Annotated in this window: 7 protein-coding genes; 4 read left to right on the top strand and 3 right to left on the bottom strand. The window is 55.5% G+C overall.

Annotation, left to right across the window (positions count from 1 at the left end; all coding sequences use genetic code 11):
* Positions 1–52: 52 nt before the first annotated feature.
* Entirely contained in the window at positions 53–1,444 is a 1,392-nt protein-coding gene (locus tag SH573x_RS22530) for a DUF1501 domain-containing protein (protein ID WP_479350062.1), read from the top strand.
* 221 nt (positions 1,445–1,665) lie between these two features.
* On the opposite strand, the gene SH573x_RS22525 is transcribed toward SH573x_RS22530, so the two are convergent.
* Entirely contained in the window at positions 1,666–3,804 is a 2,139-nt protein-coding gene (locus tag SH573x_RS22525) for a S9 family peptidase (protein WP_479350061.1), read from the bottom strand.
* A gap of 340 nt (positions 3,805–4,144) precedes the next feature.
* Here SH573x_RS22525 and SH573x_RS22520 point away from each other — a divergent pair, with 340 nt between their 5' ends.
* The 3 genes from SH573x_RS22520 to SH573x_RS22510 all read left to right on the top strand — a co-directional run bounded on the left by SH573x_RS22520 (position 4,145) and on the right by SH573x_RS22510 (position 10,502).
* Entirely contained in the window at positions 4,145–6,412 is a 2,268-nt protein-coding gene (locus tag SH573x_RS22520; protein WP_479350060.1) for an efflux RND transporter permease subunit, read from the top strand.
* 105 nt (positions 6,413–6,517) lie between these two features.
* Positions 6,518–7,831 carry a glycosyltransferase family 4 protein gene (locus SH573x_RS22515; RefSeq protein WP_479350058.1) on the top strand — a complete coding sequence of 438 codons (1,314 nt, stop codon included), beginning with the start codon at positions 6,518–6,520 and terminating at the stop codon, positions 7,829–7,831.
* Positions 7,832–7,970: 139 nt separating this feature from the next.
* Complete coding sequence (locus SH573x_RS22510; protein ID WP_479350057.1) at positions 7,971–10,502, top strand: COG1361 family protein; 2,532 nt, start codon at positions 7,971–7,973, stop codon at positions 10,500–10,502.
* Between the two features lie 113 nt (positions 10,503–10,615).
* On the opposite strand, the gene SH573x_RS22505 is transcribed toward SH573x_RS22510, so the two are convergent.
* Both SH573x_RS22505 and SH573x_RS22500 read right to left on the bottom strand, forming a co-directional pair.
* Complete coding sequence (locus SH573x_RS22505) at positions 10,616–14,245, bottom strand: protein kinase domain-containing protein (RefSeq protein WP_479350056.1); 3,630 nt, start codon at positions 14,243–14,245, stop codon at positions 10,616–10,618.
* Positions 14,242–14,844 carry an RNA polymerase sigma factor gene (locus tag SH573x_RS22500; protein ID WP_479356792.1) on the bottom strand — a complete coding sequence of 201 codons (603 nt, stop codon included), beginning with the start codon at positions 14,842–14,844 and terminating at the stop codon, positions 14,242–14,244. Before SH573x_RS22500 ends, SH573x_RS22505 begins: the two co-directional genes overlap by 4 nt.
* Positions 14,845–15,101 lie beyond the last annotated feature (257 nt).

The following is a 15,101-nucleotide window of genomic DNA, read 5'->3' as shown; positions in this document are numbered from 1 at the left end:
GTCGGGAGGGCGAAGGCCCATCCTGCAGAACAACCGGCTATACTATCGAATTATGACCCACGACCACACCCATCTTCCGCGTCGGGAAGCGTTGCGCGTTGGCGGCTTGTCCGCTTTCGGATTGTCGCTTCCTCAATTGTTGCAAGCCGCTGAGCGAAACGCGGCGTCGGGCGCTGAGCGTCCAGCTTCGTTTGGCAAAGCAAAAGCGTGTATCGTGCTCTTTATGCTGGGCGGTCCACCTCAACATGAGACCTGGGATCCCAAACCTCAAGCACCTGCGGAAATTCGTGGAGACTTAGGCAGCTTGCCGACAGCGACTCCTGGTTTGCACGTGGGCGAGTTGATGCCACTTACAGCTCGACTGACCAATCACATTGCCGTGCTGCGAGCCATGGCGACCGACGACAACGCGCACTCCTCCAGTGGTTACTGGATGTTGACTGGCTATCCACATGCGCCCAAAAACACCGAGAACGCGACACCTGGCGCTCCTAATGATTGGCCCTGTGTGGCTGCAGTCACTCGCAAACTGCGCGGCGATCACGGCAGTCTGCCGGGCGCGATCCGTTTGCCCGAAGAAATTTTCAATACCGGCCGCATTGTTTGGCCCGGTCAAGATGCAGGTTGGCTGGGCGACACGGCCGATCCATGGCTGTTAACCTGCGATCCCAATCAGTCAAACTTTCAAGTCCCTGATATCGCGCTGCCTGGTGATGTATCACTGGAACGCCTGGCTCAGCGCCGCCAATTGTTAGCTACGTTCAACGTCGATCTGCGACAGCGCTTGGCTACGGCTGGTGCCACCGATCGTTGGTCGCGTTATCAAGACAAAGCCATCGAGCTGCTGCAGACTGAGAAGGCTCGTCATGCTTTTGCTCTCGATCAAGAATCATCCGCCACGCGTGAGCGATATGGTCGTCATCGTTTTGGTCAAAGTGTGCTGTTGGCACGACGCCTGGTCGAAGCCGGTGTTTTGCTAGTGCAAGTCAACTGGACGCGCGGTGAGAATGACCCGACCGAAGCCCCGGCTTGGGACACGCACACGCACAACTCGCAGCGACTGAAGCAAAACCTGATGCCACCGATGGACCAAGCCTACTCCGCTTTGTTAGAAGATTTGCGCCAGCGCGGCATGCTGGAAGATACGTTGGTTGTGTGGATGGGCGAGTTCGGCCGTTCACCTCGCCTCAATCCCAGCGCCGGCAGAGATCATTGGGGCCACGTCTTCTCAGCCGCCCTGGCCGGTGGTGGCATTCAAGGCGGCGCAATCTACGGTCAGTCCGATCGCCAAGGTGGATACCCGATCGAAGGTCGAGTTGAACCGCAGGATCTAACAGCCACCATCTTTCACTGCCTGGGCTATGCCCCTGAAACCACCTTGCGCGATCGTTTCGATCGACCACTGGCCATCAGCACCGGAAAACCCATCGAAGCGATCCTCTAGTTGATCGATCGTAGAGCGGCTGTCCCCAGCCGCTCAGCACCCGGCAAGTCGCTCACCTGAGCCCAACACCGCATCGGACCACGGGCAACGTCCCGGGGACCCACACCGCTGGCACGATCCAATGCGAATCATTCCACCTCCACCTTCCCCCGAATCTATGTCCGTTGTTCGTAACGGTGTTGGGCTCAGGAGCATTCGCCCTCCCTTGCGTCGCTGCTCTACTACTTGCAGTACTTATCCAACCATTCAAAGAACACGCGATTCCACAAGACGGCGTTCTGAGGCGAACTGACCCAGTGACCTTCGCCGGGGAAGTACAGGAATCGACTGGGTACTCCCTGCAACTGGGCGGCAGTAAACGCTTCCATGCCTTGCGTTATAGGTACGCGGAAATCTTTCTCGCCGTGAATGACCAGCAGCGGAGTCTTCCAGTTGCCCACGAATTGATGCGGCGAGAACTTCTTGTACAGTTCGGCCGCTTGTTCGCTGCTCCAGTACGCTCCACCCAGGTCCCAGTTCACAAAGAACAATTCTTCAGTCGAACCATACATCGATTCCAAATTGAACACGCCGCAGTGGGCGACCATGGTGCAGAATCGGTCCGCGTGATTACCCATCAACCAATACACTGTGTAACCACCAAAGCTGGCGCCAACGGCGGCCACGCGTTTGCGATCGATGTGTGCATCGGCCATCAAGGCATCGGTGGACGCCAGGATATCCTGCATGGCCTGGCCGCCCCAATCGCCACTGATTTTGTCGTTCCATTCTTGACCAAAGCCTGGCATGCCGCGACGATTGACTGCCAAGACTACATAGCCTTGCGAAGCCATTAGATGAAAATTCCAGCGATAGGAAAACCACTGTCCGATTTGACCTTGAGGACCACCTTGGCAGTAAGTCAACATGGGCCATTGCTTGGTTGACTCGGGATCGAAGTCAGGCGGATAGATCACCCAATTGTGAATATCGGCGCCGTCGGTTGCCTTAACAATTCGCTCTTCGATCTTGGGCAACTCCAACTCTGCATAGATCTTGCGGTTGACGTCCGTGACCGTAGTGACTTCATGCGTTTCGATATCGATCAGTGCGATTTCCACTGGTCGCAACATCGACTGCTGCGTGACCAGCAAGTAAGGTTGCTCGCCGACTGAGTCCAAGAGTGCAAAGTCGAAACGACCTTCAGAAAGTTGACTAACTTGTTTGGTATCCAAATCAATCTTGAAGACTTGATTGGTACCGCGAGTTTCGCTGTCAAAGTAGACGGCGCTCGAATCGCTCTTCCAAGTGAAGTGATGGGCCGTTTGATCGAGTCCTTGGCTAAGCTCCTCGACTTCGCCGCTGGCGCGATCGTACAGCATGATGCGATCTCGATCCGCTTCAAAGCCCGGTCGTTCCATCGAGCCGAAAGCAATATAGCGACCATCGGGCGAATAGTTGGCTTCCCAGTCGTAACCGGGCATGCCAGGTGTTACGTTCTTGAGCGGGCCGCCGGTCGTACTGACCAAAAAGATCGAGCTATCGGTACTGACGGCTGGGTTATTGACCAGCTTGATCGTCAGCGCCATTTCATGACCATCGGGCGAGAACGTGAAATGCTCGGTGCCGCCAAAGGGAGGCAGTGGGCAATCGGCCCGCAAGCCCTTCATCAAATCCAGTCCCTCATCGGCCATGCCATCTGGTTTCAGGCTGGCCACGCACACATGGCTATAAGCATAGTCATGCCAGGCATTCCAATGGCGGTACATCAACGAGTCGATTATCCGCGCGTCGGCTTTGGGCAAATCCTTGTAGATCTCGTTAGCCGTTTCATCCAGCTTGACATCAATAGTGTAGGCAATCTTGTCGCCGGCGGGTGAGACTTTCAGATTGCTGATTCCATCAGGCACGTGGGTGATCTGGACGGGGTCACCGGCATTGGGATCGATCAACCAGGCTTGCGACGTGGGCTGTTCGTCTTTAGTCGGCGCGATGAATGCCAGTTTCCAACCTTCGGGGCGTTTGATCCACTGAATAGAGTTGAGCCCTTTGATGCCGGCTTGCAGAACTTTGGGTTTATTCAGTTTAGCCAGCGGTGTTTCAAAAGCAGTTACTTCTTCGGTTGCTTCATCACATGCATCACCCAACCACTCAGGTAATTCTTGCAAAACCAAATCAGTCTTGCCCCCGTTCTCTGCCAGGTCGTAATGGGTAACGGTCATGGCCAGGAATCGACCATCGGGAGATAGCTGCGTCTCGCCAATGCGGCCCAGCTTCCACAACATTTCCGGTGTCATGCGATTCTGAGCATGTACTACCTGGTTAGAGATCAACAACGCGCAAACGACAAGCGTAAGTCGGCCAACAAGCTGCATAGTCATAGCTGTCAATAAACCAAAGAAAGTGAAACGATACTGCGGCCTTCGATTATAACAAGCAGCCTTGGCCCCGGGGGTCAACGGGAGGGCGAATGCTCCTGCTGAGCCCAACACCGCTATGAACAACGGACAACGTACCGGGGAGAAACGTAGAGCGGCTGTCCTCAGCCGCTCAGCACCGCTCTAAATGCCTGCATGGTGGAACGGGAGGGCCTTCGCCCTCCCGGACCAATGGTCGGTCGAAGATTGGATTAGAGGGTGCTGAGCGGCTGAGGACAGCCGCTCTACGTTTTTGGCGCTTGCCGCTATAATCAGCGGTTTGGCGATCGACTAAGGAGCGGGAATGCGCGGTAGGAACCTGGCATTGTTAGTGGCGGCGGTGTTGTTCGCGGTGAGCTTTCCGATCGCCCAGCGATTTACGCTCGATTGGCAGCTGGATCGCATGTTTCCGCCGGGTGACCAACTGGTGGCGTCGTACCATCGCTTGCAAGATCGCTTTGGCGGCAATGAAATCGTACTGGCCGTTTACCAAGATCCCCAACTCTGGACAGCTGACGGTAGCGGACTGGAACGTTTGACCTCGGTCAGTGAACGCTTGGCAAAAGTACAAGGGGTCCAAGGCGTTCTCAGCCTTTCAGAACTGCATCGCATTTTGGAGACCCTGCAATCTCCGATGGAGCTGTTGAAACCCAAGAGCACCACCCCGCTGCTGTTGGATAAAGAGAATCAACTCGCTCAGGCCTTTGCGAACGTCTTTGAAGGCTACACACATCTGCCCGGTGAACCAACTGTCGCCATCGCATGTATGCTCGAGCCATTGGGCGGCCAGCAGTCTACGCATCGCGATACCATCCTGGCTTTACGCAGCGTCATGAATGATCTGCCTGCCCCAGCCTTCGATGGCCTCATAACCGGTGAACCGGTGATGGTGACCGACGGCTTTGAAATGGTTGAGCAAGATGGTTGGCGGCTGGGGATTGTGTCCACCATTTTATTGGCAGTCGTATTGTTGATTGTGTTTCGCTCGCTGCGCTGGGCGCTTATTCCACTAGCGGTGGTGCATTGGTCGATTGTGGTGACGCAAGCCATCTTGGCACTAGCCAATCTCGAACTGACGATGGTCAGTTCGATGTTGACGGCGATCATCACCGTGATTGGCGTGGCCACGACCATGCATTTATTGCTGGGCTATCAGCAGGCGCGCACCCTAGGGCTGCCCGGTCCCGAGGCGATGCAAAAAACGATGACGGAGTTGCGGGCGCCGATCGTTTGGGCGTGTGTTACCGATGCAGTGGGCTTTATTTCTTTAACTGCCGCCGAGGTCGGACCGGTGCGTGACTTTGGCATCATGATGGCCATCGGTTCCCTGGTCGTGCTGCTGTCGATCATGCTGATGGTGCCTGGACTGGCATTGCTGGGACCGTGGGATCGCGATCCCCATGTTCCTCCGTTTGATTTCTACCTGCGTGTGCTGCTGCGCAAGTTGCTATTCGAAGTGTTGGAACGCCGCCGAGCGGGTTTGATCGTGCTCGTGGTCGTGGCTGTGCTGGGCATCTGGGGCAGTCTGAGAATGAAAGTCGAAACCGACTTTACCAAAAACTTCCGCCGCTCAAGCGAATTGGTGAAAGGCTATCAAGTGGTCGAGAGTCGACTGGGCGGGGCTGGCGTATGGGATGTGATGTTACCGGCCCCCAAGACTATCACCGATGCTTACCTGGCCACTGTCTTAAAGCTGGAGGACGAACTGCGGGGCCTGCAAACATCGGACGGACCATCGGAATTGCGCTTGACCAAAGTGCTCAGCATCGCCGACGCTGATGCTGCAGCTCGCACCGGCCCTTGGTTGGCCAAGCTGCCGGTCCTGGCGCGACTGGAAGGTATGCGTCAAGCTATGCCGGTATTCACCGCAGCGCTATTGACCAGCGGCTCAACTGATCAACCCACGCGATGGCTGCGCATCATGCTCCGCAGTCGTGAACAGTCCAGCGCACATGACAAAAGCAAGCTGATCGAATTGGTCAAAGAACGCGTGGCCAGTTTTTCAGCGTCCGAACAATGGACACAACATTTTCAACAGCCGCCGCCGCCAGCCGAGGTCACTGGGTACTACGTCATGCTCGGTCGACTGGTCAGCAATGTGCTCAGCGATCAATGGCTGTGCTTCCTGATGGCCACACTGGGCATTCTGTGCATCATGCTGTTCGTGACGCGCTCATTTTCGTGGGCGTTGGCTGCGGTGGTTCCTAACGCACTCCCAGTATTTATGGTGCTGGGCGCTATGGGCTGGTTGGGTATGAGTGTTAATATGGGCGCTGCCATGATTTCAGCCGTATCGATGGGTCTGTCGATCGACAGTTCGATTCACTATCTAATGCACATCCAGCGACAAACCTCGGGTGGTCGCCCGCTGGTCAAAGCCATGCGTTCGGCGCAAGAAAATGTGGGGCTGGCTTTAGTTCTGGCGACGCTAGCACTGATGGCAGGCTTCTTGAGTTTGTGCGTTAGCCAGTTTGTGCCCACGATTGTCTTCGGATTGCTAGTAACTTTGACCATGTTAGGCGGACTGATTGGCAACCTGGTGGTGCTGCCACTGTTAATTGCCAAGAAGTGAACTGTTTCTGGATGCCTTAAATCGCTCTTGACCCATTGGCCGGACAGTTAATAAAAACCCCATCAGTGGAAATTTTCTGGGCGCTCGAATGCCACAGGGGTTGTGATGATGCGGATCGGCATTTGGTGCGATTATGGCTTTACGCTTGGGCCGAGCGAAGGAATTGGCGTTTTCGTTGACAATTTAGCCCGCGGTCTGGTGCGCGCCGATGCGCATTGCCACGTGTTGTTAAAAGCGCATCAAGGTCAGGCTCGCATTTTGGATTCAACGGTCGCCGGGGGGCTTGGTCGTATTGAAGTGACCACTGGTCCCTACATGTCGCGCATGCGTCGACGAGTCCTGAGAAGCTGTAAGAAGATTCGACGCACACTCAATCGACCATCCGCCAGTCGTCCTGTGGCGCAGCGGATCGATGCGTTGGCTGAGCGAGTTATCGCGAAACTGGATCGGCCGATTGCGGCTGGTCTGCGAGAGCACATTGCCCGCTGCGATGTCTGGCTGCTGCCCTATGTAGGACTGGATCAAGATATCGACGGTCCCACCGTGGTGGCCATTCACGACTTGGTGAGTTACCACTTCCCGGAAATGATGGCCCCTTGCAAACTCGATGCGCTCAAGCGCTTGGTCGAGCGAGTATCGAATCGGTCAACGTTGGCTGTGTGTATGTCGAACTTTATTTGTCAACACGATTTGCTCGATACGCTGCACTTGCCACCCAGTCGCGTGCGCGTGCTCAAATCGGCGGTTCCCGATGATTTGGGAATTGTGGCAAGCGATGATAGTGCCAATGACCACGCCTGGTCGCTGTTGCCTTTTGCCCGCGGTACTCCATACCTGTTTTATCCGGCTGCTTTTCGCACCTATAAGAATCACCAGTATTTGGTCGAAGCCTTGCACCTGTTCAAGCAGCAGAGCCGTCAAGCGATGAAGCTGGTCTTCACCGGGATCCATCGCTGCCCCAAGCCCATCGAACAGCGAATCAATGAACTCGGACTACAAGATGACGTAGTCGTACTCAAAAAGGTCTCGCGAGAGATCCTGCAGCAGCTCTACGCTAGTGCTTTCGCGACCGTTGTTCCGTCGCTGTACGAGCAAGGTTCGTTTCCTTTGATGGAAGCGCTGCATTGTGGTTGTCCCGTGGCATCGGCGGATATTCCATCGCTGCGCGAGCAGTTTGCTGGCATGGGCGATAGTTTGTTTTACTTCGATCCGCATCAACCTGCCCAGTTAGTTCCCATCCTGCAGCAGATTCAAGATAATCGCGCGCAAATCATTGCCGCACAAAGTCGCGGCTTCGAAACGATGCGCAGAGCCACTTGGGCCGAGGCTGCACAAGGTTGGCTGCAGGTCTTCCGCGAAGCCGTCGCGCTGAACAGCAGCATCGAACAAGCTCGGCAGGCCACGCGCGCGGCTGCCTGAGATTTCCAGTTTTCGGATGTGCATTCCGAAACTCCTCTTCCGACGACCTGATCATTTTGCTACGACTGTTCCGGGTGTTCATATCGTTCAGCCGGACTTTCCGGCCGGTGCACTCGTGCGACATGGATGTCGAGCAATCATGAAGAAGACAACTGTGCGGTTCGTTGCCGTGGGTGCCGTGTTATTGCTGGGTGCCTTGGCTATTGTCTTGGCTCAGCATGATGCACGTCAGCGGACTCGTGAGACGGCCGTTGTTAGCAAGCCGCCTGCGCAGGCTCCGCAACCAATCCCTATGGACGAAAGTCCCTTGTGGAGCAACGGTGGCATCAGCGGTTCACTGCCCTCGGTCGTGCGCGCGAACGATGATCGCTCGATCGAAGCTCCACCCGCTCTCGATTTCAATCCATCGGCCATACCCAGCAGTATGGACGAACCACTCGGCCTCCAGGCGAGCCAAGTCGGTCCAGCCGAGCTACCGCCTTCGCTGAGCAATCCGCTACGTGCCCAAGCTATGCCGGAAGATAATGACGGTAACTCTGGCGCTGCGGACGGGAACCAGCTCAATGCGGCCGATGACGATATCGCAGCCAGGCTGGGCGAAGTGTTAGATAATTCGCGTGTTCAGCCAGCCGGCGGTGAAGGACCTCCAGCGCTGCCCTCTGCGATGGCAGCAGCACCCCAAGGTTTGCTCGCGCCACCAATACCATCAACTGGTCTACCGGTACCACAACTACCGGCCACTCCGCCTGGACAAGAGGCGGTGATCAAGAGCCCACCACCGGGTTGGTTGCAGACGGCACCATCATTGCCACCCTCGACGACACCTGGTTCAACTCCTGCTGGCCTGCCCCCGGCAATCAAACCGTCAACGCAATCGTTATCGGATACGCAGCGACCAGCCATGGCCGCCACTAACTTGAGCAACCCCGGCATAGGTGGTACTCAACCAGGTCCGCTCGCTCCGCCAGCGCTCTCATTGCCACGCGGCGGGGATCCAAATTGGATTCAAGCGCCAATTGCAGGTACACCAGACGCCACGAGCACTGGACCAGGATCGCTTGGTCCTCCCCCAGCCATGCCCTCGGCCACTTTGGGAACTCCGCGACCAACTGCTGCTAATGACCGGAGTGGTTCGGTCACTGGTTCCATGGCCAGTGGTTCAGCCGCATTGCCGCGCGCCACAACTAGTTCGCTCAATACAACGTCAAGTTCACTGGGCGATTCAAGCGGTGGAGCACCATTTGCAGGTACGCTGCTAGGTCGACTGATCAGCAATCAACCGGGCAATCGCCACTTAGATGGTTCGCAGAACCCCATCATGCTGATTCAAAAACGTATGGCTGGTGAATGCCAAGTTGGCAAACGCACCACGGTGGTCATCACCGTTCGCAATGCCGGTAACTCTGCGGCTCAAGATGTCGAAGTCATTGATAGCGTGCCCAATGGGGCGACCTTTGCCGAGTCTATTCCTGCAATTACTCCGACTGCCGAAGGAGTCTTAGTGTGGAAACTAGGCGAAATGGGACCCGGTGATGAACGTACAATCAATCTGCAAATCACTCCCGAACGTCAAGGCGAATTGGGCAGCACAGCCGTCGTGCGTTTCGCAGCCCAAGCTTCCGTGCGTACCTTGGCTACTCTGCCGAAGCTCGAACTGTCCTACAATGCTCAGCCGGAAGTCTTGATCGGTAGCGTGCATGCGATCGATGTTACGGTTAAGAACACAGGCACCGGCGTAGCTCGGGCCGTAAAGTTAGAAGCCGACTTGCCGACTCATTTGCGACATGATTCGGGCGACGCGATTTTGGAAGCGGTCTTCGGCGATATAGCGCCTGGTGAAAACAAACATATTCGCCTCGACGCCATCGCAGCGGAACCGGGAGCTGCCATTATTGCACTGCGAGCCTTGACCGAAGATGGCGTGCAAGAGGAGCAGAAGGTTGACTTGCGAGTTTTGGCACCCACACTGGAAGCGGTCATCACTGGCCCCAGTCGGCGTTACTTGGATCGTCAAGCAACCTTTTCGATCATGCTGAAGAATCCGGGTACGGCCGCGGCTACCAATTGTGAATTTGTGTTGCGATTGCCATCGGGTTTGAACTTCAATACGGCCAACAAAGAGGGTCGCTATGATTCAGCCCAACATGCCGTTTTGTGGAGTGTGCCCGAGTTTCCGGCTGGTCATGCTGAACCAATTGAATTCACTGTATTGCCAGTTGAGATTGGCGCTCAACAAATGACCTTCCAAGGATTCGCGGACTTAGGGGTTAAGACCGAAACGCGTGGAAGCGTGACCGTAGAAGAGCAGGGTGAGCTGAGCTTCAGCATTAACCAGGATGCCGATCCAATCGAACTCTCCGCCTCGACCACCTACACAGTCGAAGTACGTAACATCGGTCGCCCGGACCGCGAGGTGGAACTGAGTCTACAACTGCCCGCAGGCAGTGAAGTCCTGAAAGTCGATGCGCCGGTTCAAGCCCGAGTGGATGGAGACGTACTGCGATTCGCAGCCGTACCTCAGATGGATGGGCGAACTTCCATGAAGTTCCGCATCGAAGTTCGCCACGGCAAAGTTGGTACGCAGATCGTAAGAGCGCAACTGAAGAGCCAGAATCGGCCTACCCTGGTCATCAAAGAAGAGGCAACCGAGGTCTATAACGATCACGAGTAAACCATAGGCGTTAGCCTCGGTTGAATCACAAACTAAACCGCGGGCATTAGCCCCGGTTCCTTTGTCAACTGATCGTGAACGTTTAATAACCGAGGCTAACGCCTACGGTTTAGTTAGGGTTGGCAATTGAAAACGACGAGGCGGTATTCAGATCCGCGTTTGCGTCGGCAGACCAGTTGTGTATCCGAGGTGAATTCCAGCTGATCGAGGCTGTCTTGAGTTTGCAGGATCGGAAACAGTTCTTGACCGCTGCGTACATCCCAGAGAAACAAGCCCTCACCATTTACCCAGGCGGCCAAAGTTAATCCGTCGGGCGATAAGGCCAGGCGTTGGACGCCGCGGCGCAGACGAAAATGATTGCTGTCGGTCGTGTTGGTCGCGAAATCATAGATGTGGATACCGTCAATATCAGCCAGGTAGAGTTTGGAGTAGTTGGGATCCGCTACGATGGATCTGGCAATGTGGTCAACTCCTACTGCCTTGGTCCGCTGTCCATCGCGAACGCTGACAATTTCATAGTCATTGGGGAACTCGTCCGGGAACTTTCTGACCAGCAGGAACTTGCCGTCAGGCGATACTACATGAGTGACCGCTGTATAGTTTCGATCAGCTCGACTTTGGACCAGAATCGACGCTTGTCGGACATCGTATAATGCCCAATCTTCGATCGGACTGCTGACATACAATCGCTCGCCATCAGCAGATAGTTCCATCTGAGCAATATTGAATTCGGGCTTAGGTAGCGTTGCAGTCAGCCTCGCGGTTTGCAGATCCCAAACTTCGATCTTGTCGGCCAGCTCGCGCGCCAGAATGTTTGCCTGAGAATTCAGGTCAGCGCAGAGGCTGGCGCCAGGCAGTTCCAACTGCGGCTCAGGTCTCTGCCCGCGGAAGACATTTGTAGTTTCGCTGCCGGTGATGTAAACAATATCCCCAGCGCTGGCAGCCCATGTGAGCGGTTGGCTCGGCGGCACTAACTCACTATAGCCAAGTGCAGGCGGAACGTCCCATAGTGCCAGGGCGTTTGAGTCGCCGTTGGCCGACACAAGTCTACGGCCATTCTTCGAGAGCTTCGCGATGCGCGCAGATGTGCGTTCCAAAGTAGCTTCTTCTTTAAGCAATTCACTGGACCAGATGCGCGGCCCACCGAGCGATACGGCCGCAACTATATGACGACCGTCTGCTGACCAGTCCACGTCGCGAATATGACCATTGGACTCGACAGACGTGACATGGTCTAAGTTTTTCAGATCGACGAAAATCAGCTTCTGAGAGAAACCAGCTGCTACCAAATTGGCGGAATCAGGTGAGATCGCTACACCGTATAAGTCTTGATCGCTTTCCGTCACTTCCTTGAGAAATTCCCAATTCTCAGCATTCCAGATCGCGATGTGGCGACCCGAAACAGCGGCGATCGTTTTACCGTCTGCCGACCAGGTGACAGCACGCACCGTGTCTGCAACCGGTGCCAAGCGAGTTACACGGCTGGCCGTGGCGATATCCCAGACACTCACGCGCGTTTGACGACTGCCACACACGATACGCGTGCTGTCAGGACTCCATGCTACGCCAGTTATCGTGCCATGAAATTCATTCAAGACACAGACTTGTTCCCAGGTTGATACTCGCCACACATGGATCTGCGAACCTTGACCGGCGGTCGCCAGTAGCTGACCATCAGGAGAAAATTTGACGGCACAAATCTCTTTGGTTGAGTAGTTAAGCGACTTGACCAGCTCACCTTGCATCGTCCAAATGCGAATGGCGCCCGATCGATCTCCGCCGACCACCCATTTACCATCGGGCGAAAGATCCGCACACAATGCTTCGGCTGGTAGATCCACAAAGCTCTGCGGTCGGCAATTGGCTCGATGGTTCAAATAGTGCCATGAAAAACTACGCATGTCCTCACTCTCCAGCCCAGCACTCGCGGCACTGAGATGTTGGAGTGTCTCTGAGGGCTTGCCTAGCCTTAATCCATCGAGACCTTTACGCAAATAGAATGCATACTGCACATCTTGTGCAGATCGATCGCGCGAAGTTGAAGACCCGCTCGCTGCAGTCATGTCGGCTTGGGTAATGTGCCCGCGTGAATACAGCACACTTATGGTCACAGCCAATAGTCCCAGCATCAGAGCCAAGGTGGGCATCACCGCGCGATAAAACAGTTTGCTTGGTCTTGGTGGAGTTAGCGTTAATGATCGACGAAAAGCCATCGCGTGCCACGCGACTGCGCAGCTCAGGGTGTGTACGAACCAGAACGCAGTGACAATGGCGATGGCCCAGCGAATGCCCCCATCCTCCAGTAGACTCGATGATTCAAGGCTTGTTTCCTGCACCAGCCAGGCCGAGCTTGAGCTTGCCACTACAATACCGCTCAGCCAACCTGCAATGGCTGCCCAGCGCCGGCGGCGGGCTACCGCACCTCCCATCGCCAGTAGCGGCAAATTCACCAGCAGAGCGACTCCGACACAAACCGGCATCGACCAACCTGGTAACTGGATGCTCGGACTCATGCGCACATAAGCTGCCACTACGAACATCATGGCGGCCATGACGAAATTTGCAGCCATGATTAGACTGCCTGCTGCAATTACGCTCTGAGTGCGGGCCAAGGATCGTTCGAGCTGCTGCAAAGCTGATAGTCGGCGCGCACGAATTGCCCCGCCGCTTTGAAACGCTCGCAAGTCATTCAAGAGCTGGGATGCGTCTGGATATCGATCTGGTACCTGTTTGGCCAAGCACTTCAGACAAATAGTTTCCAGGTCAATTGGGACTGTTCTATTCAGCTCGCGCGGTTGTAGCGGCGATTGCGTTCGAATCTGGTCCAGAACTTCGGCCACTGTTCCATTAAACGGAGGACGAGCCGTGAGTAACTCATACAGAATCGCGCCCAGTCCATAAACATCCGTCGCTGGACCAACTCGATCGAACTGCGAACTCACTTGTTCAGGTGACATGTATAAGGGCGTTCCCAGCATCGCGCTATTGGCTGTTTCCGAAAGCGTTGACTCGAGAACTTTTGCCAATCCGAAGTCATTGATCCTCGGCAAGAAATTCAACGTTCCAAAGGGCACTGGAAACAACAGCACGTTGGCCGGTTTGAGATCGCGATGCAACACACCACTTGCGTGGCAATACGCCATCGCGTCACAGATGCCGATCATCAGTTCGACGATCTGGGCATGGCTCAATTCGCCTGGATGTTCCGTCAGCCACTGGGCCAAGTTTGTACCAGGACAATATAAAGAGACGATATAGATCCCGTCACCGGTCTGTCCCACTTCGAAGACGGGCACGATGTGGAAATGGTCCAGCCTGGCTGCAATCTCGGCTTCTTTAGCAAAACGTTGCTGTAACGTCTTCGACGCCAGCGTTTCGATACGTGGGATCTTGAGAGCCACTTGGCGATTGAGCAGCGGGTCATGGGCCAGGTAAACGACACCAAAGCCACCGCGGCCGAGCTCGCGAATAATCTTGAATCGGCCCAGCGTGATTGGCTGGCTCAATAGATGCTTGAAAGAGATATCGGCAGGCGTGTCGGTAGTGCTCTCAGAGAGTCGCCGAGTCAAAAAAGAATCGAGTTGCTTCAAGGCTGTGTGAGCATTCTGAACACGCAGTTTCAACTCGGGAGCGCATGGATGGGTCGACCAAAAGTTCGCAGCCATGTTGGCCCGATGCGCCCAGTCGTATTCATCGAGCAACTGGGCGAACCGGTCGTCGTCGCTGGGAAGGGACTGGTTCATGCATCGAGCCTATCGATCTCGGCCTTGAGAGCTTCGATAGCGCGCGCCCAGAGTTTCCGCGCGGCATCTTCCGAGCGTCCCATGAGCTGACCAATCTCTTGAAAGGTCAACTTGCGCTCATTTCGATAGGCAATTACCTGCTGGTAATCGCTGCTTAGCCCGGCCAGGGCGGTCGACACATCGGCCAGGAATTCTTCCTGGCATATTTCGTCGCTGCGCGACGGGTCCGAATGCGCGAAAGTATCCAAGCGCAAGATGGTAGAACTCTCACCGCCTTGCATACGAACCTCACGATCCAGGTTGCGTTTCTTCGTGCGAAAATGCCGCCGTTGATTGGCGATATTGTTCAGCAGAATACGACGCAGCCACGTCAAAAAGGCATCGGAGGAGCCTTCGAACGTGGCCAGGGATTGGCCCGCTTCCATCAGAGTTTGTTGGACCAGGTCCGAGCCACTGGTCTTCTGGCGCAGTTTTGGATCAAGCTCCTCGTTGGCCAGTTGCAGCAAGAACGGAGTCAGTCGCTGAAACGCAATGCCCAGCGCTTCACGATCGCCCTCTTTGGCGCGCTGCAGTAGTGATTGTAGTTCCTCGCCCGCCATCGACACTTGCCCGCCATACTCAACGTTGTCGGTTAGTACCTCATGGTACCTTCCCGTAGCCGAAGTCGCCAGACTTTGGACGCGTCACTCCACCCAGACCCCTCCCGAATCTCGCAGAGCCTCGATTCGACCTCCCCATGCTGCGCATGGAGAGGTGACTGTCACCTCCCCCGGCGCAGCTGGGGGAGGTCGCAGACGAGGCGTTCAGCCTTCGTCTGCGGGAGGGGGCAATGCGCTACGTAAGACTCTTGCGGTAC

It is taken from the genome of Rania fehmarnensis, assembly GCF_056494185.1.
This window is presented reverse-complemented; position numbering and strand designations above follow the sequence as displayed.

What these genes read in the sequence shown, in the direction of transcription:
- SH573x_RS22530 (WP_479350062.1), top strand. Translation starts at nt 53, where the DNA reads ATGACCCACGACCACACCCATCTTCCGCGTCGGGAAGCGTTGCGCGTT.
- SH573x_RS22525 (WP_479350061.1), bottom strand. Translation starts at nt 3,804, where the DNA reads ATGACTATGCAGCTTGTTGGCCGACTTACGCTTGTCGTTTGCGCGTTG.
- SH573x_RS22520 (WP_479350060.1), top strand. Translation starts at nt 4,145, where the DNA reads ATGCGCGGTAGGAACCTGGCATTGTTAGTGGCGGCGGTGTTGTTCGCG.
- SH573x_RS22515 (WP_479350058.1), top strand. Translation starts at nt 6,518, where the DNA reads ATGATGCGGATCGGCATTTGGTGCGATTATGGCTTTACGCTTGGGCCG.
- SH573x_RS22510 (WP_479350057.1), top strand. Translation starts at nt 7,971, where the DNA reads ATGAAGAAGACAACTGTGCGGTTCGTTGCCGTGGGTGCCGTGTTATTG.
- SH573x_RS22505 (WP_479350056.1), bottom strand. Translation starts at nt 14,245, where the DNA reads ATGAACCAGTCCCTTCCCAGCGACGACGACCGGTTCGCCCAGTTGCTC.
- SH573x_RS22500 (WP_479356792.1), bottom strand. Translation starts at nt 14,844, where the DNA reads ATGGCGGGCGAGGAACTACAATCACTACTGCAGCGCGCCAAAGAGGGC.